The sequence below is a fragment of the Spiroplasma syrphidicola EA-1 genome, from assembly GCF_000400955.1.
GTDB classification, from domain to species: domain Bacteria; phylum Bacillota_I; class Bacilli_A; order Mycoplasmatales; family Mycoplasmataceae; genus Spiroplasma; species Spiroplasma syrphidicola.
Window position 1 is genome coordinate 39,632 of the sequence record NC_021284.1, and the last position, 18,872, is coordinate 58,503.

At 30.8% G+C, this 18,872-nt stretch carries 17 protein-coding genes and 1 riboswitch; all 17 genes read left to right on the forward strand.

The window, feature by feature from the left end; translation table 4 throughout:
* Window positions 1-17 precede the first annotated feature (17 nt).
* On the forward strand, window positions 18-302 hold the full coding sequence (gene rpmE / locus SSYRP_RS00150) for a 50S ribosomal protein L31 (RefSeq protein ID WP_016340287.1): 285 nt from the start codon (window positions 18-20) through the stop codon (window positions 300-302).
* A 75-nt stretch (window positions 303-377) separates the two neighbouring features.
* The gene (locus SSYRP_RS00155) at window positions 378-2,294 is read left to right on the forward strand and encodes a hypothetical protein (protein ID WP_016340288.1); all 1,917 of its coding nucleotides are present in this window, start codon (window positions 378-380) and stop codon (window positions 2,292-2,294) included.
* Window positions 2,295-2,302: 8 nt separating this feature from the next.
* Window positions 2,303-3,259, forward strand: coding sequence for a DHH family phosphoesterase (locus tag SSYRP_RS00160; RefSeq protein ID WP_016340289.1), 957 nt, complete (start codon window positions 2,303-2,305; stop codon window positions 3,257-3,259).
* Between the two features lie 15 nt (window positions 3,260-3,274).
* The gene (locus tag SSYRP_RS00165; protein WP_016340290.1) at window positions 3,275-3,859 is read left to right on the forward strand and encodes a thymidine kinase; all 585 of its coding nucleotides are present in this window, start codon (window positions 3,275-3,277) and stop codon (window positions 3,857-3,859) included.
* An 18-nt stretch (window positions 3,860-3,877) separates the two neighbouring features.
* Window positions 3,878-4,186, forward strand: a complete 309-nt coding sequence (locus SSYRP_RS00170) for a hypothetical protein (RefSeq protein WP_016340291.1) — start codon at window positions 3,878-3,880, stop codon at window positions 4,184-4,186.
* Between the two features lie 99 nt (window positions 4,187-4,285).
* Window positions 4,286-5,362, forward strand: coding sequence for a peptide chain release factor 1 (gene prfA, locus SSYRP_RS00175; RefSeq protein ID WP_016340292.1), 1,077 nt, complete (start codon window positions 4,286-4,288; stop codon window positions 5,360-5,362).
* Window positions 5,362-6,219: a peptide chain release factor N(5)-glutamine methyltransferase gene (gene prmC / locus SSYRP_RS00180; RefSeq protein WP_016340293.1), complete on the forward strand. Its 858-nt coding sequence runs from the start codon at window positions 5,362-5,364 to the stop codon at window positions 6,217-6,219. Before prfA ends, prmC begins: the two co-directional genes overlap by 1 nt.
* 35 nt (window positions 6,220-6,254) lie before the next feature.
* On the forward strand, window positions 6,255-7,664 hold the full coding sequence (locus SSYRP_RS00185; protein WP_016340294.1) for a hypothetical protein: 1,410 nt from the start codon (window positions 6,255-6,257) through the stop codon (window positions 7,662-7,664).
* A gap of 15 nt (window positions 7,665-7,679) precedes the next feature.
* Window positions 7,680-8,204, forward strand: a complete 525-nt coding sequence (locus tag SSYRP_RS00190; protein ID WP_016340295.1) for a Sua5/YciO/YrdC/YwlC family protein — start codon at window positions 7,680-7,682, stop codon at window positions 8,202-8,204.
* A gap of 9 nt (window positions 8,205-8,213) precedes the next feature.
* On the forward strand, window positions 8,214-8,588 hold the full coding sequence (locus SSYRP_RS00195) for a hypothetical protein (protein WP_016340296.1): 375 nt from the start codon (window positions 8,214-8,216) through the stop codon (window positions 8,586-8,588).
* A 105-nt stretch (window positions 8,589-8,693) separates the two neighbouring features.
* The gene (locus SSYRP_RS00200; RefSeq protein ID WP_016340297.1) at window positions 8,694-9,701 is read left to right on the forward strand and encodes a hypothetical protein; all 1,008 of its coding nucleotides are present in this window, start codon (window positions 8,694-8,696) and stop codon (window positions 9,699-9,701) included.
* A gap of 10 nt (window positions 9,702-9,711) precedes the next feature.
* The gene (locus tag SSYRP_RS00205) at window positions 9,712-11,970 is read left to right on the forward strand and encodes an APC family permease (protein ID WP_016340298.1); all 2,259 of its coding nucleotides are present in this window, start codon (window positions 9,712-9,714) and stop codon (window positions 11,968-11,970) included.
* Between the two features lie 146 nt (window positions 11,971-12,116).
* Window positions 12,117-12,216: riboswitch (purine riboswitch) on the forward strand.
* A gap of 213 nt (window positions 12,217-12,429) precedes the next feature.
* Window positions 12,430-13,851 carry a BMP family ABC transporter substrate-binding protein gene (locus tag SSYRP_RS00210; RefSeq protein ID WP_016340299.1) on the forward strand — a complete coding sequence of 474 codons (1,422 nt, stop codon included), beginning with the start codon at window positions 12,430-12,432 and terminating at the stop codon, window positions 13,849-13,851.
* Between the two features lie 27 nt (window positions 13,852-13,878).
* Window positions 13,879-15,444 carry an ABC transporter ATP-binding protein gene (locus SSYRP_RS00215; RefSeq protein ID WP_016340300.1) on the forward strand — a complete coding sequence of 522 codons (1,566 nt, stop codon included), beginning with the start codon at window positions 13,879-13,881 and terminating at the stop codon, window positions 15,442-15,444.
* Window positions 15,428-17,590: an ABC transporter permease gene (locus tag SSYRP_RS00220; RefSeq protein WP_016340301.1), complete on the forward strand. Its 2,163-nt coding sequence runs from the start codon at window positions 15,428-15,430 to the stop codon at window positions 17,588-17,590. Before SSYRP_RS00215 ends, SSYRP_RS00220 begins: the two co-directional genes overlap by 17 nt.
* 2 nt (window positions 17,591-17,592) lie before the next feature.
* Entirely contained in the window at window positions 17,593-18,507 is a 915-nt protein-coding gene (locus SSYRP_RS00225; RefSeq protein ID WP_016340302.1) for an ABC transporter permease, read from the forward strand.
* Between the two features lie 78 nt (window positions 18,508-18,585).
* Window positions 18,586-18,741 (forward strand): hypothetical protein, encoded by a 156-nt coding sequence (locus tag SSYRP_RS05210; protein ID WP_016340303.1) that lies wholly within the window; start codon window positions 18,586-18,588, stop codon window positions 18,739-18,741.
* Window positions 18,742-18,872 lie beyond the last annotated feature (131 nt).

Consider the following 18,872-nt stretch of genomic DNA (forward strand, 5'->3'; position numbering starts at 1 on the left):
AAGAGAGGTGAATGAAAATGGCAAGAGAAGGAATCCATCCAAAATATTTTGAAGCAAAAATTATCTGTACAACTTGTGGAACTGATTTCATGAGTGGATCTACTAAAGGAGAAGAATTAAAAGTTGATACTTGTTCTTCATGCCATCCATTTTATACTGGTAATCAACAATTTTCAAATTCAGCTGGACGAGTGGAGCGATTTAAATCAAAATTTACGAAAAAAGAAGAATTAACAAAACAAGTAGCAGAAGATTCAAAAACACAAAAAGAAGTTAACAAAAAAACTAGTAAACAAAAATAACAAAATGGAAAAACACTAAAAGGTGTTTTTTTCTTTGCTTATTCGGTATAATATGACTAAGGAAATGGTGAAAAAATGGGTTTAAAAATTACGGAGTTAAAATATAAGCGCTATAAAAAAAATATTTTTGACAACTTAGATTTTGAGGTTAACAGCCAAGAAGTTTTAGGGGTTAATTTTACTAATCGAACAGCAGCAAACTTTTTTTTAAAACTACTTTTGGGAAAAAAGAAAGTAACGCGGGGGAAAATAATTTTAAATAATAATAACATTACCGCTTTATTACCAAAAGAACGTAAAATTACGACAATTTCATCAGGAGTTTTAAAACTAGGATTTTTACCAACCAAATTAAGAATGGCCTATCATATTTTGAAATCGCCAAAATTTTTATATGAAGCTGGCGTTGAATACTATACTAATAAATATAATTATAAAGAATTACAAATGATTGGTGATGATTTATATTTAGAAGAACTAGTGAAAATCACCGAAAATATTATTAAAGAGTATTACTTAAATTCAATTAAAATTAAAAAAGATTGAATGAGTAGATATTTAAAAGAAATTAGTTTATTCCATCAAAAAGAAATTACCGCGTTAATTAAACAAGATTCTTCAACAATTTTATCACAAACATTACATACCTATATTCAGAAAAAAGAAGAAATTCGAGTGAAAGAGGGATATCTTGCCTTTTTACAAGCGTTATGGGATAAAATTGCTTATGTGGGAGATTTAGATTACTTATGTGATTGTAAATTTATTGCTAAAAAACGAAAAATTAAAAATAAGAGTTTTGATTTTGCCGAAGCAAAACTAGTGGCAATGAAATATTTAAAAATTTTAGGGGCAGAAATTGCTTATGAACGTTATCGCTTAATGAATGCGCGAAAAGCTTATCGTCGTTATCGAATTAATGTTTTAAATGCTTTAGGAAAAGAAAAAAACAAACTAGGAGTTGTTAAAAATATTTTAAATAACAGTAATGTTAGTTCGTTAAAATGAATCCAGTTAGCAAATGACCAGTGATTTGAATATAATCAAAAGCAAGAACAATTAATTACCAATTTATTACCAGATGAAGCATCATTAATTAAAGGGAAGGTTTTAGAATATTTTCATAAATATCATATTGCCCTATTAAATAGAACATTAGTACCAAGAACACATGATAATTCAGCAGAAATTAAATTGGCACAAGAAAAAGTTATTACTGTTTACAATCAGGCTTTTAACCAAGTTAAAAATTTAATGGATCATTTAGAAATTAAAATGAATTGATTCCGTTTAACAAAAAACTTAAGTAATTTTGATCACATTAAGATTAAAATAATTAATGCAATCTTAACGAAAAAAGAACTCTTCATTTTCAATAATACTTTTGATAATTTAACCCAAAAAGAGGTTCAAGAATTAAATGATATTATGACAAAATTAAAAGAAGATTATCCATTAACAAGCTTTTTAATTATTAGTAAAAATATTGAAAACATTAAAAACTATGTTAACCAATTTTTATTCTTTGATTTAGAAAACAAGGCAAAAGTAATTACGCAAACTGAAGCTTTGACAAAACCAGGGACTTTAACTTTATTTAAAACAATTTACAATAATTTTGATAACATTTATGAAGTAAATTTTGATGAACAGAAAAAAGGGTTGTTATGAAATGGTTTTACAATTGGGGAAGGCCAAAATCTGGCTTTAACAGAAGATAGTTACCAAATGGCAATTAATCCTAAATTTATTACCTTAGAGAAAACAAAAAACTTTAATAAGAGTGATAATTTAAAAATCAAAGGACAGCTTAAAGGCTTGAAAAAAATCTTTAAAACAAATTTATGTACGTTTGAAACCGAAACTGGTAATATTATTAAATTTATGATTGAAGATAAAAATATTAATCTAAAAAAAGTTAATGCGATTTTTCTCGAAAAAGGGGCACTTTTACTTTATGATTTAAATAATAATTTAGTAAAAGTATTTTAGGAGGCAATATGGAAAAGATAAAAGCTTTAATTTTAGAAAAAATTAAGAACCATAATAAAATTATCTGTTTACGACATGTATCCCCAGACGGCGATGCTTATGGGTCAGCCTTTGGCTTAGCACAGTTCATTAAGGATAATTATCCAGGAAAAAAAGTTCTTGTTGATGGTCAAGCAAACCCGTACTTAAACTTTTTAGCAACTCCTGATGTTGTTCACAATCAAGATTATGAAGGCGCTTTGATTATTATTACCGATACGGCGAATGAGGAACGGATTGATAGCCCATATTGAAAGTTAGGAAAGACAGTTATTAAAATTGATCATCATCCAAATAAAACACCATTTGGTGATATCCAGTGAATAGAAGATGAAAGAGTTTCTGCTTCGGAAATGGTGGCAGAATTGTTATTAGAATCAAATTTAATAGTATCACCCCAAACAGCAAAGTTATTATTAACTGGAATTATTACTGACTCAAATCGATATATGTATAAAAAAACTTCCCCCCAAACGCTAATGTTAGCATCACAGTTACTGGCAAAAGGGGTTGATGCCCAAGCGATTTATCAAAACTTATATAATGAAACATGACAAGATGCAAAATTAAAAAATTATTTATTTGCAAAAATTGAATATGCATCATTGGGAATTGCTTATATTAAAGTTAATCATGATATGTTAGTTGAACATAAAATGAAATATGAACAAGTTAAATCATGAGTTAATTTAATGAGTAGTATTAAAGAATTTAAAATTTGGGTTATGTTTGTGGAAAACAAAGCTGAGAATTATATTAATGTAAGTATTCGTAGTAGTAAATATATTATTAATGAGGTGGCAGATAAACACCATGGTGGTGGCCATCAGTTAGCAGCGGGGGCCAAAATTTATCAATGAGATGATGTTAAGAAAGTGATTAGAGATTTAGAAGAAGTTATTCGTAATAATAAAATTATTGAATAACAGGGGGAGCAGAGAATGTATTTTTTAAATAGTAAGGCAAAATTAGGATGAATTGAAGTTATTACGGGTTGTATGTTTGCTGGGAAAACAGAAGAATTTATTCGAAGAGTTGTCCGCTTGAGTTATGCCAAGTATAAGATTCAGATTTTTAAGCCAAGTATTGATAATCGTTATGCGGAAGAAAAGGTTGTTAGCCATAGTGCAAAAGCGATTGATGCAATAGCAGTTTTAGATTCAGCCGAGTTATTAACAAAACTGGAGCCAGATACTTTAGTTGTTGGAATTGATGAGGTGCAATTCTTTGACCAAAATATTGTTGAAACAATTGATTCATTAGCTAATCGTGGCATTATTGTGATTGTTAATGGCTTAGATAAAGATTTTCGTGGCGAACCATTTCTTAATGTTGAACGATTAATGAGCCGCGCTGAAGAGGTTAAAAAATTGCATGCAATTTGTGTTCAATGTGGCAACTTAGCCAATCGAACACAAAGGTTAATTAATGGTCAACCAGCAAACTATTATGATCCAATTGTTTTAATTGGGGAAAAAGATAAATATGAGGCACGATGCCGTCATTGTCATGAAGTGACATATTAAAAAAGGAGAAAATAAAAAATGGCAACAAAATTAGGATTAAATGCTAAGGTATATATCTTAGCAAAACCAACAGCAAAAGAAGTTGTTAAATTAAAAGGGCATTTTGTCGAAAACTTGCCAATTAATTCAAAATTAATTATCTTTGAAGAAGTAAAAGTGGAGGAAGGTTATTTAGTAGTGGCTAATAAAAATGTTTTTAAAGTTTCTCAACGAATTATCGCAAAACATCCAGTTCGCAAAACGTTTGAAAGTTATGAATTACGTTTAACATTAGTTGACCAATTAAATAAATTACCAAAAATCGAAGCATTAATTGCGACAAAATAAAATCACCTTTCCTTGGTGGTTTTTTTGTTAAATTAATTCCCTAACGGCTAAATATATATTATAATTGGTAAGAATGAGAAAATTCTAGGAGTAGGAAAAATGAATCAAAAAACAATTGAACGGTTAGAGGCGATGTTAAAGCGCTTGGAACATATTGAACAAGAATTAGTAAATCCGGCAGTAATTGGTGATGCAAAAAAACTAGCCGGATTAGCAAAAGAACAATCACAGTTAGAAGATATTGTTACGAAATATTTACAGTATAAAGCGATTTTGCAAAATATTACTGATGCTAAAGAAGTACTGGGAACAGAAAAAGACGAAGAAATGATTGATTTAGCAAAAGAAGATCTTAAACAATCAGAAAGTCGAAAAAATAACATTGAAGAGGAAATTAAGGTAATGTTATTACCAAAAGATCCCAATGATGAAAAAAATGTTATTATTGAAATTCGCGGTGCTGCTGGTGGCGATGAAGGGAATATTTTTGCTGGGGATTTATATCGAATGTATTTAAAATATGCCGAGCAACAAAATTGAAAAGTAAAAGTAATTGATGAAAGTGAATCAGAAGCGGGAGGATTTAGCTCAATTTCTTTTATGTTAAAAGGAGAACGAGTTTATTCAAAAATGAAATTTGAATCAGGAGCTCATCGTGTTCAACGAATTCCGAAAACTGAAAGTAAAGGTCGTGTTCATACTTCAACCGCAACAGTAGCAGTTTTACCAGAAATTGAAGAAGTCGATTTTGAAATTAGAACAGCTGATTTGAAAATTGATACTTATCGTGCTTCAGGAGCAGGAGGACAACATATTAATACGACAGATTCCGCTGTGCGAATTACACACTTACCATCAGGGATAGTTGTAACATCACAAGATGGGCGTAGTCAACATGATAATAAAGCCTTAGCAATGCAACATTTACGTAGTAAGTTATATGAAGAACAACAACGTAAAATTAATGAAGAACGAGGAACTTTACGAAAAGATGCTGTTGGAACAGGTGATCGTAGTGAAAAAATCCGTACTTATAATTATCCGCAAAACCGTGTTACTGATCACCGGATAAATTTAACACTCCAAAAATTAGATCAAGTGACGGAAGGTAATATTGATGAAATTATTACGGCCTTAATAAATGAAGAGCAAAGACTTAAAATGGAAGGTAACTAATGACAATTCGTGAATTAATTAAAAAAACTGAAGCAGAATTAAGTGAAGTAGCGATTCCTAATTTTATTAGTGATATTAAAGCCTTGGTGGCCTTTTCATTACAAACATCATTAGCGCAATTGTATGCAATGCAAGAAGATGAAGTTAATTTTAATTTAGAACAATATTGAGCGTTAATTAGCGAATACAAAAATGGTAAACCACTCCAACAAATTACTAATCGCCAATATTTTTATGGCAATGAATTTTATGTTGATAGTAATGTTTTAATCCCACGCTATGAAACAGAAGAACTTGTTGATTATATTAATGTTATTATTGATGATCGTAAGACCAAAAAACCAGGACCATTAACTTTAATCGATATTGGAACTGGTAGTGGGGCAATTGCTATTAGTATTGGCTTAGAAAACCCGGATTTAAAAATTTATGCTAGTGATATTTCCGAACCAGCTCTACGAGTAACTCAAAAGAATCTTACAAAATTAGAATGCCAAAATGTTGAACTTTTGCAGGGCAATATGCTTGAACCATTTATTAAAGAAAAGATAAAAGCAGACATTCTTGTTTGCAATCCTCCATATATTCCTAAACAACAAAAAATTAGTGCAAGGGTTAAAGACTATGAACCCCATGTTGCGTTATTTGGTGGGGAAGATGGCCTATTTTTCTATCATGAGATTTTCAAAAATTGAGAAAAAGTGATGAAAGAAGATGGAATTTTATGTTTTGAACATGGCTATGATCAAAAACGCCAATTAGAAAAACTTGTGCGCGATTATTTTCCAAAGAAAAAATATAAATTTACAAAAGATGTCAATAAAAAATGACGAATGTTATTTATTTATCTTTTGTAGTAAAATAGATTAAACAAATAGAAGGGGGTAAAGTGATGGATACTAAAATAAGAAATGCGAAAAAATGAAAATTAATTGTAAAAGCTTATTTACTTGTTCTTGCTGTAATGATACCCTTTTTTATTTTTATGTATGTTTCACATACTAATTCTGTTTTAAAAAATTATTTTAATTTTATTGAAGAAACACCAAATGAGATTTTGAATATTTTTACAACCTCTAAATTACCAGGTCGTTTAGAAATTTTTTCATTTTCTTATGTAGCCTTAGCAATTACATGTGCTAGTTTTTTCTTGCCAGGTTTTTATTTGGCAGCTTATGATGTAAGAAATAATCGTGGCAATAATAAAATGATTCTGGTTGGAACACTATCAATTATTGTTTTTTTATTTGTTGCATCATTTATGTTTTCAATGTCAGAATATGCTTATGATAAAGTTTATGAATGATGCCACTCATTACGAGGAGGCTACAATGGACCAGAGTTTGTTCAAAATATTGAAAATATGATTCCGACTGATTTACCAGGTCGAGATGCCTTAATTCAAAAATTAGCAAATTTAGCAACAGGACCAGGAACAAATAATGTCTATCCACTACGCTGAATGGGGGTTAATACGGTTTGATGAATTACTGGTATTCAAACCGTGATTATTTTATATATTATTTTAAAATTAGGTTTTCGTCTTGAGCGTCTTTTTAATACAAATATTAACTTAGCAAAAAATGAAGAACTTGTTGTTTTAAAAGATACTTTTAATCAAGGAGCTGCTCGAAAAATTTTAAGTTTATTTTTAATTCCAAATGAATTTAATATTTCATTGTGGATTATTATTTGTTCAGCAATGGTTTTTACCCCACAAGTAATTTACACCTTTAAAATTAATTTATCATTTACAGCTGCTCATCAATTTATTTTATTTTCATTTTTATATCCGTTTTTAACCCGTAATGCAATTATTCCAGGGACAACTTCCTCACTTGAACAACCAAACGTTGATTATTATGATGTTATGAGTAAAAGCCCAGGGGATTGAGATTTAATTTTTGCTTTACCAATTATTGTTATTGCTTTAATCACAACTTTATTATTGGGATTTGCCTTTATTATGATTAATAAACCAAATATTTCAAAAATCGGTTTTATTAGTTTATATATTGGGTTCTTAGTAATTGGGGGAATATCATTAACAGCTTTTTTAGTTTCTCAAAATGAATTAAACTCTGTAATTGATTTTTGAAATTCCCAAAGTGATCATTTTAAAGACACAGTAATGAAACCATTGTTTGGGACAACAAAAATTGATTATTTTTGATTACATGGTAATGAATTAATTGCTAGTGCGATTTTATCATTTTCGTTTATTTTTGCCCTACTAGCAATTGGGATTTCTCACATTTTAAAAATTAAACAAGGGAAAATTATTGCTCCGATCAAAAAATAATAGGGGGACAAGAGAATGGAACAATATCAAATTAACAATCAAAAAGTAATTGTTGAGTTATTTAAAACAGATAAAGTTTTAATTATTCCAACTGATACAATATATGGTTTAGCTTGTACAATTAATAATCGGACTGGAAAAGAACGAATCTATCAGTTAAAAAACCGCCCGTTAACAATGGAATTAGCAATTATTGTTAGTTCGTTACGGATGGCCAAAAAATTAGTAAAAATAACAAGAGCAGCAGCTAAGATTTTACGCAGTAAGATGTCAATTACTATAATAGGGGAAAGTAAAGACCCCCAGTTATCAAATAATGGTCGCTTAGCTGTGCGAATAACAAAAGCAAAATGACTCCAACGAGTAATTAAGCAAGTTGGACCAATTTATGCAACAAGTGTTAATAAAACAGGAGAACACCCAGCAAGTAATTTAACAGAATTACAGCAATTTAACGTTGATGGTATTATCTATGATGGCGAGCTTAATAATCCCCCATCAAAAATCTTTGATTTAGCAACCCAACAATTTATTCGGTAGGAGGAAATTATGGAAGGAAAAAAGAAACAAATTAAATGAGCTAAGATTATTAATTTAACAGCAATTATCCTGTTAACAGTTTTAACAATAATTTTTAGTGTTTTAATTGTCATTGATCAAAAAAAATTTATTGTTGCTTTTGCTTTTAGTGTTTTATTTTTAGGGCTATGAGTTGGCGTTTATTTTTTAATTATTTTTTTAGGGAGCAATAAAGAAGCTATTAAAAGTGGGGCAAAAAAATTAGTTAGTGATTATCGCAAAAAACCAACCACGCCGAATCCGAGTGATGAAGAAAATCCGACAAATAAGGCTGAAAAGATTAAGGAATTAGAGGCCGAAATTGCGAAATTAAAGGCCGAAGAAGAGGAATCAGATATAAAATAAAGGAATAATATAATATCAAATTGCATTTCAAAATGCAATTTTTTTAACGATTTTTTTTAAAAATATGTTATAATTAATACCTGGGTAAATATAGGAGGGCTAAGTATGTATATAAATCCATTTGAAAGAATGAAAGGTCTGAAAACAGAAGTTAAAAATGAATCAACGCTTAGCAATAGTAGAAAAGAGCTAGATTATGATATGCTCGCGGGTAATTTAAATAAAGGGCAAATGGGAATACTAAATCAATTACATTCCAATAATAAACCTGCTCATAATGAACCCAAGCCAGCAAACATAAGAGTTGCAAGTCGTGAATTTCAAATGACAGATTATGAAATTATCAAAGATATTTCAAAGACATTAAAAAATACTGCCAATGATGTTCAATTTTATTTAGCATTATATAACCATGATGGTAATTTAATTTCGGAAATATCAGAATCACTTTTTTTAATGCCAGTTGTTAATATTAATGTGGCAAAAAATGATTTATACCTTAATCCATTTTTATTTCTTTTGAAAAAAATTGTTAAAGGGTTACCAAAAATCAGTTTTGAAGATAAAAAAGTGTTATGGGATCGAATCAAATTATTTGCAAGACTTTTAAAAAGCGATGAAATTGCAAATAAGAAAGTAGATGCTAATTCAGAAGTAATTATTAATGAATTAGAATTTGATGACCCAATCGAATATATTCGCAAAGAATTTGAAGAAATTATTCGTGCTTATGATTTAAAAGAAAAATTTGTAATCGTCTTTAGCAAAATTAATGACTATAAGAAATTTAAAAATACATTAAATTTAATTGAAGCAATTTTTCAAGGTTTACCAGTTTTTAAATTTATTATTGGAGTCAATGAAAATGTTTTAGACCAATATGGACAAGATCTTTATGGAACAAATTTAACAGATAATTTACAACATAGTGAGTTATCAATTTATGCAAAAAAATATCTTCTACGTGAAGAAAATACCGAGGAAAATTACGATGGAGAAGAAGCAGAACTTGAAGATAGCTTTTTATCAACCGCAGAATTAGATGAACCGGTGGAAAAAACTAATCCACCAAAGTACGATTACTGAGCAATGCGTAATAAAGTACCAAGATAGGAGAAGAACAATGTTTACATTTTTAGTTACATTCGGGTGAGTGTTAATTATTATCGGATCATTGATCCAAATCTTTGCCGCTGTGCTAAACTTATTAGCAGTTAACGCAGTTGCACTTCCATCAATTATGAATAAAATTAATGATATCTTTCAAACATCAATTTTTAAACAAGACAAAATTTTAGAAACAATTACGGGGACAACATGAACATATGTTGTTAGTGCACTATTATTATTAGTTGCTATTGCAACAATTGCACTATCTTCATATGAAATTTTCCGAATTAGACGAGGGAATAAATTATCAAAACCATACATTAAGATTTTATTGGTTGTTGTAATTATCGCTTCACTTGTTTTTGGAAAAGTTTCAGCGTTAGTTTTAGCCGGATTTGCTTTTATCGGATTATTATTTATTGAAGCAGTACTATTTGATTTAGATGCTTTAAAAAATTATGCTGATGAAAGAAACATGATTATTATTTATCGTGAAGATAAAAGAGTTGAAAGAGAGATTGAACAAGAGGGAAAGCAGCTTGGAAGTGCAACTTTGGGTCACCCAAAAGTTACCGCAAAGAAAAAAGAACGCGTATTAAATTTAGACGCAAATGATTACGCCGCCGCGGTTGATAAAACCGAACAAGAAAAAAAATTACAACAAGAAACAATGACAGAAATGTTTACAATTAAAGATGACGTTAAGACAGTTGAAATTACTAGCTTAATTGATGATCTTAATAAAGTAAACAAAAAAGAAGATATTACGCAAGAAGTAGGAAAAGAAACGGAAAAAGTTAGTTTTTCACCAAACTCATATGATTATGATAACGAACAACCAACAGTTTTAACACCAGAACCTGGGTTTGAACCAGTAACAGCTGAAGTTGAGTCAAGTGTCGAACTAAAAGGTGATGATAGTTTCTTAGAAACAATTACTGCTGATGAACCAGTTACAAATCGTAAACATGATAAAGTTTATCAAGAAGCTTTATTGATTAAGCAATTGGTGGAAAAACAAATTAGTGAAAAAAATGAATCAAATAAAGTAATTGTTAAAAATATTAGTTACTATAATAAACTTGCCCAAAAAGCAAATAAGTTAGCTAATAAATTTGAATTAAGCAATGAAGTTCTTTTACCACTAATGGAAGTTCAAGAAGTAATTGGTGATAACAGTCAATCAACAGCGGATTTCTTAGAAACTTTAAATCCTGAACAAGCAGAGTCACAAGAAAGTGAAGTTTTAACTGCTCAACCAGTAGAAAAGAATGATGAAGAATCAGACAATTTTTTTGATAAGTTATTAGAAGAAGAAGTTTCTTCACCAGTAGTTTCAGATAACCAAGATGGTGATGAAGAACATTATACAGCAGGGTTTGAAAACTTTGATTTATCTGAACCAACACCAGTTGTTGAAAAGGCAGTTGAAAGTGAACCAGAACTATTAGAAGATATTATTACTTTTGATGCTAAGGTAGAAAAACAACCAGTTTCTCCACCAGTAGCTTCAGAAAATACTTTTGTTGCTAATGGCATTCTAGCCGATCAAGATGATAGTGCACCAGAATTATTAGATGATATTATTGTTTCAAAACCAGTTAAATCATCATTAGTAACAGAAGCACCAAAAGAAGAAGTTAATAATTTTGAAGAATCTTATAGTTTAGATGAATTTGATGAAAAAATGAATGATGATAGTATTTTTTCAGAATCTTTTGATGAAAAAACTGATAATTCATTCGTAGCACCAACAAATGGTAATGATGAGACATCAGATGACACATCATATCAAAAATTAACTGAATTAATTAATAGTTCAATTGCGACCCAACAAGAGCAATCAAAAGTATTAAGTAATTTACAAGAAAATTTACAACAATTAAATCAAAAAGTTGAAGTTTTAGAAGCAGAAACAGGGCAAGTTAATGCCAAAATTAATGAAATAGAGATCAATACAACAGCAATTAGAGCAACGGAAGCACAATATGCTGATGGTCTAACTTCTTTATTAGAAGGTAAAAATATTGGGATTAATCCAGGACGTTATAGTCTATATAGTAAAGCTGGGTATTCAAATACTTATGCAACACAAGAAGTATCCCCTAGTGCCTATCAAACACGCTCAAAGAATTATTTAATTGATGATTTAGGAAATATTGTAATCAATACAAATGGAATTACATACGAACATATTAATTTACATAATATTGCAAAATATACAAGAAAAGATGTTGCTTTTGTTGAAAATTGCCCATTATGTAAAAAATAAGGCCTTTTATAAAGTAGAAAATGAGAAAAAAATTCTCATTTTTTTTATTATAAAATGCTAGTAATTTTGGGAAAGAGAAAAAATAATCCGAAAAGTTAATCTTAGCATCTTGGTTTTCGTGTCATAATTTGTTATATTAAAATTGTAAAATTAAATAGTAATTAACCATTATAAACTAGAAATATGGTCTAGTGTTTCTACGTCCAACCAATGTAAAGGGACTCTAGTGGTTGATGTTTTACAACATTAACTTTATTTGTCAAATAAAGACATGGCTTAGTTAGTTTTTCATTTTACACCATCTGAAAATCTGGTAATTAAATGAAACTTTAACTTGGATTAAAGATTATTTAAAAATTAGATAATTAGAATAATTAAGAAAATTTAATAAACATTAGGGGGCGATTAAATTTATTAAAATTTAGATGACTTTAATACAACAGAAAGAGGTAAAAAACAATGCGAAAACTTTTTAGTATTTTAACAGCCTCATCATTATTAGTCACATCAACCTTTTCGGTTGTGGCCTGTGCCAAAAAATATGACTTTAATAGTAATGTATGAGTGATTACCGATGGGGGAACCATTAACGATTTATCTTTTAATCAGTCCGCTTGAGAAGGGGCTAGCAAATTTGTTGTTGAGCAAAAAACCGGGGAGCTACCAGAAAACTGAAAAGATGTAAATTGACGGGCAAGTTATTTTGAACCATCAGGACATACACCTTCCGATTATAAAACTGGTTATGTTACGGCCAAAATTGCTGGGGCTAAAACATTAGTTTTACCAGGTTTTGTTCATGGTAACACAATTGGTTGAGCAGCTGATCTAGTTGATAATATTATTTACATTGATGGTAGTGGTCAAGGTGTACATGCCCAAATGAAACCGGACCGACCACTTGTTAAAAATATTGTTGGTATTACTTATCAAGCTGAAACATCAGGGTTTTTGGCTGGAATTGCAACAGCAATTTATTTAAATGCCCACCAAGAAGAATACGGGGGTAATTTAAATATTGGTGTTTATGGGGGAATGGATAATCCCGTGGCAACTTCAAATTACCTATGAGGGTTCTTAACTGCCAGTGATATCTTTAATGAAATTATTTTAGGTGATAAATCGCAATATCCTAATTTAGGAAAATTAAGCGAAACAGTGAAACAAGCAGTACTAGATTTACGAGCAACTCAAAATTTAACTGCCAATAATAAAGCATTTGAGTTAAAACGCATTAATAAAGTACAAAAAGTGTTAGAGAAAAATGAATCTTGATTCTCACAATCTTTCCAAGCCGGAGAGGGAAAAGCAATTTCGGATGAATTACTATCGCGAAAAGCAAGTGTGATTTTCCCAGTGGCGGGGCCACAAACCCAAGATACAATTGACCGTATTCAGTATAATAAATCAAATGCAAAAGTAGTTGGGGTTGATACTGAACAAGGAAAAATTTATGGGGAAAACTATATTATTACTAGTGCATTGAAAGAGATTGTTGAATCAACATATGATGCATTAAATAATATTTATTCACCTGTTTGTGGTTATGACAATAATAGTGGGGGTTGAAATAATGACCAAGTTGATTCAACACAATGTTGAATTAATACTGACCAATCTTCAGCCGATCATCCAACATGAACTGGAATTGAAACAACAAAATCAGTCCCAAAAAATTTAGTTGATTTAATTCATAGTAGTGATATTAGTAGTAAAACTGTGTTTGATGAAATAGCTGATATCTTACAAAAATTATATAATGGGACAGCTGGGACAGAGAAAATTGCCTCAGAGTTATTTACTCAAAGCTTAACAAAAACATATGATGACCAAAACCAATTAAAAACTTGAATATTGCAAAAAATTAATGATGCTTTATAAGTTGAAAATAAGAAAGGAATCAATCTAATGGATAAGACAAATAACTATGCGATTGAAATGCGCAATATTACAAAAGTTTTTGGTGAGGTTATTGCAAATGATGATGTAACGTTAAAGATTAAAAAAGGAGAAATTCATGCCTTAATTGGAGAAAACGGGGCAGGGAAATCGACTTTAATGAGTATTCTATTTGGTTTATATGAACCAACAAAAGGTGAAATTTTTGTTAATGGTAGCCAAGAATATATTTCGGGGCCAATTAAGGCCAATAAACTAGGGATTGGGATGGTCCACCAACATTTTAAATTGGTTGATATCTTTACCGTCTTAGATAATATTGTTTTAGGAGATGAAAAGGTTAAAGGGAAAGTCTTTTTAGATCGCCAACGTGAAATTCGAGAAATTGCCCAAATCGCAATGAAATATAATTTACAAGTTGACTTTAATACTAAAATTGCCAATATTTCAGTAGGTATGCAACAACGGGTAGAAATTTTAAAAATTTTATACCGGGGAGCTGATATTTTAGTTTTTGATGAACCAACCGCTGTTTTAACACCCCAAGAAATTGAAGGGTTGTTAAAAATTATTTTAGATTTAAAAGCTGATGGTAAAACAATTATTTTCATTTCCCATAAATTAGATGAAGTGAAAAAAATTGCTGATCGTGCAACGGTTATTCGCCGGGGGAAAGTAATTGAAACTTTTGATATTAAGGATAAAAGTCAAGAAGAAATTGCTCAAGCAATGGTTGGTCGCCAGTTGGTTGAAATTAAAAATAAAGGTCAAGCCGCCGGAAACGAAACCTTATTGCGAATTGAAAATTTATCAATTAAGAAAAAAGGAATTACTAAACTCTTGGCCCTTGATAATTTTAATTTAGAAATTAAAGCCGGGGAAATTGTTGCAATTGCCGGGGTGGAAGGAAATGGCCAAAGTGAATTAGTTCGGGCAATTACCGGACTGGAAAAAGTTAACAAAGGTAAAATTGTTTTTAATAATATTGATGTAACAAAAGTTAACATTCATCAAAAATATAGTATTGGAATGGCCCACATTCCAGAAGACCGCCAAAAATATGGGCTAGTCTTAGATTTTAGTGCGATTGATAATGTTGTTTTACAAAATATTAATGAAAAACCATTTGCTAATTATGGTTTATTAAACAAAGCAGAAATTCAGTTATATGCCCAAAACATTATTAACAAATATGATGTGCGGGGAACAAGTGCTGGTTTTGCGATGGCTCGTGGTTTATCAGGGGGAAACCAACAAAAATTAATTGTTGGGCGGGAATTATCTCGTGATCATAATATTTTAATTGTAGTTCAACCAACGCGTGGATTAGATGTTGGAGCAATTGAATATATCCACCAAAAAATTTTAGAAGAAAAAGCTAATGGCAAAGCGGTGCTATTAATCTCATATGAATTAGAAGAAATTATGAGTTTAGCTGACCGTATTGTTGTTATTCATAGTGGTCATATTACCGGAAATGTTCCAAACCATAAAATTAAACGGGAAGAAATCGGTTTAATGATGGCTGGAAAATATCATTTGAAAGGAGAAAAAAGTCATGGGGAACATCGTTAAAAATAAGACGTGATTAGTGACACAAAAAACAAGAATCTTCTTTCGCTCAAATGAATTTAAAAACAAGATGAATATTGTTAAAGCTTCGCTTTGTGCGATTTTAGTTGGTTTTTTACTAAGTTTTATTATTATTGGAATTAATGGCAGCAACCCGTTTCTATTTTTTCAATATGTTTTTAAACTAGCCTTTCACCCATTATTGCAAAATACAACTTTAACATACTGAGCAATTTATATTGTTGCTGGGTTAGCAGTTGCTGTGGGGTTTAAAGCGGGGCTATTTAACATCGGGATTCCAGGACAAATGTTATTAGCAGGAAGTATGTCAATTGTTCTAGGTTTAAAAAACCCGGCTATTTCACAAGGTGCTGGTGTTGTTGGAGCTCTTGCAATCTCAATTTTAGTGGGAGCCGGATTAGCAGCAATTGCCGGAATGCTAAAAGCCTTCTTTAATATCCATGAAGTTGTTTCAACAATTATGTTAAATTGAATTGTTTGATATGTAATGAAATGAATGTTTATGGATCTTAATAATGGGTTATGAAATGCTAATAATAATTCATCAATCGATATTACAACAGCAGCGCCAAACTTTAATTTAGCGATTAATGAGCAAACATGAATCATCCCGATGATTATTGCTGTTATTTTATTAGTTGGGGTCATCTTTATGATGAATTACACTGTTTTAGGGTTCCGAATTAAAGCGGTTGGGAAATCAAAAACCGCCTCATTATATGCTGGGACAAATATTAAAGCTTACACAATTGCTTCAATGGCAATATCGGGCGGAATTGCGGGAATCTTGGGAATGATTTATTATATGACCGAGTCGACGGTAATTCAGTTTTCAACCGATGCACTACCAGTAATTGGGTTTGATGCAATTGCTGTGGCCTTGGTGGCCTTTACCAATGCGCTATCTGTTGTACCAATTGCTTTATTATGAGCGATTATTAAGACAGCGGCAATGCAAGCAACCCAATTACCTCAGTTCCAAATGTCAAAAGAAATGGGGCAATTAATCTTTGGTTTAATTATTTATATGACAGCGATTTCAGCCGTCTTCATCTACTTTAAACCGATCCTATGATTGCGTCGCTGGTTAAATATTCAGCGAAATCCGGAATTTAAAGCTGAAGATCAAGATTATCAAAAAGAAATTAAAAATAATAAACTAAAAATTAAAGCAATTAATAAAGATTATCGCGTTAAATTACGCGAATTAAAACAAGCAAAAGATAAGGAAGCAATTATTGCTTTACGTGAAAAAACGAATGAAAAATTAACAACGTTAGTTGGGCAAAATACAACCTTAAAAATTAGCCGTAAGTTCTTTGTTGATACAAAATATAAAGCTGCTGCTAATTTAGGGAAACGTCGAATTAGAACACAATATAACAAAGCAATTTTTAGTTCAATTGCGTTAGCAATGGACCAATATGTCCAGTTTAAAAACCAATACTATTTGAAAAAGAATGAAGTAAGTATTTTTAAACAAAAACATGCGAAAAAAATGCGTGAACTAAAAGGTAAAATGCACGAAGAAATTAAAGCGTTAAGTAAAGCATATAAAAAAGATTACTTAGTTGAACAAACCTTATTACAATCAAGTTATGCTAATTTATTAAGTCGTCATAGTGATGAAATTCTGGCGTTAAAAGAGCAAAATTACCATTTATTTGATGAAATTCAGCAAAAATATGGGAATGACTACCAAAAGTTTGTTTTAGAAGAAAAGAAAGCAACAAAAGCGATTGAAGAACAAATTAAAGCGTTAAAAGAACAACAAAAACGCGAAGTAGTGGCTTTTAAACAAGAGTATAGAATAAAACGCCAAGAACTACGTCAAAAATTATGAAAAGCCCGTAAAGCAAATCAACATGATGAAGAGTTAAAAACTCAAATTAGTAAAATTGTTGAAACAGCAATGGTTGAAATTGCAGAGGCCCAAATGCGCTATTTAGAAGAACTTATTGTTTTAAAAAATAGTAACCGTGCTAATCAAAAAAAATATGCACAAGAATATAATGCCAATGTGACATTAATTATTAATGCAGTTAAAGAAGATAATGTTATTTTACGCCAAGAATTATTACGGAAAAAATCACAGTATCATAATAAAACTTTGAAGGGAGGAAAATAACGATGGGAGCAATTGAACAATTATTTGCTAATGCCTCAGTTCTCTTCGCCGTTTTATTAATTGCGGCAATGGCGGGATTATATTCAGAGCGTGCCGGAATCGTTAATATTGCGATTGATGGAATGATGATTATTGGGGCTTTAACATATGCTTTATTAGGAAAAATGCTATCACAGTATGGTAATGGCATGCAATTAATTGCGCTACTAGGAGCCGGATTAGTTGGGGGATTATTTGCTCTCTTGCATGGTTTTGCCACAATCACCTTAAAATCACAACAAATTATTTCGGGGGTGGCAATTAACTTATTAGCAACAGGCTTAGGATTATTCTTTGTTTCGATTCCTTCCCTAGCGGTTGGAAACATGATTAAAACAGGGTTTACAATTATTGGAATAGATAATGCGAAAATTATTAACATCTTTGTTATTATTGCCGTTATCTTAGCGATTTTCACCTTTGTTTTCTTCTACTTTACAAAAGCAGGAACACGCTTTGCCGCTTGTGGGGAAAATCCACATGCAATTGATGCTGCTGGAATTAGCGTTGTTAAAATTCGTTATACAGCTGTAATTATTTCTGGAGTCTTAGCAAGTATTGCCGGGGCGATGTTTACCCACTTTTTATCAAATCAATTTCGAGGAGATGTCCAAGGACAAGGTTATATTGCCTTAGCAATTATGATTTTTGGGCAATGACGGATTCAATATATTACCTTAGGAGCAGTATTGTTTAGCTTCCTAATCGCCTTAGCAAGTAGTTTATGACGTTTTGCTGGGTGAAATATTGCTGATCCTTCAAACCAATTACTAAAAATCTTGCCATTTGTCTTTGCATTAGTGACAATGGTTGCTTTTTCCAAATATTCAAAAGTGCCAAAAGCATCCGGAATTCCGTTTGACAAAGGCGCGCGGTAAAAAAACAGGTTATCCTGTTTTTTTCTTGCAAAACAAGGTAAAATATATTAATAAGGTAATAACAAGGAGGAAAGACACATGGCAGATTTTGATCCAAAATGTTTTAAATGTATTAACGAACAAACAAAAAAAGGAACAATGGGAGGGGCAAATAGTGTGCTATTTGGGAAAATGCAACAAGCACTAGTTGATTCAGTTGATAGTGAAATCTATGTTTGTCCCCGTCATCGTTAAAAAAACAAAACGCGAGTAATCGCGCTTTTTTTTGCTAAAATTTTCAATTATTTTAAAATTTCTTGACTTTAATATCAAATCAATATAAAATTGATTAGCATATATTGCGTAGATTTGGAAAAGTGAGGGTA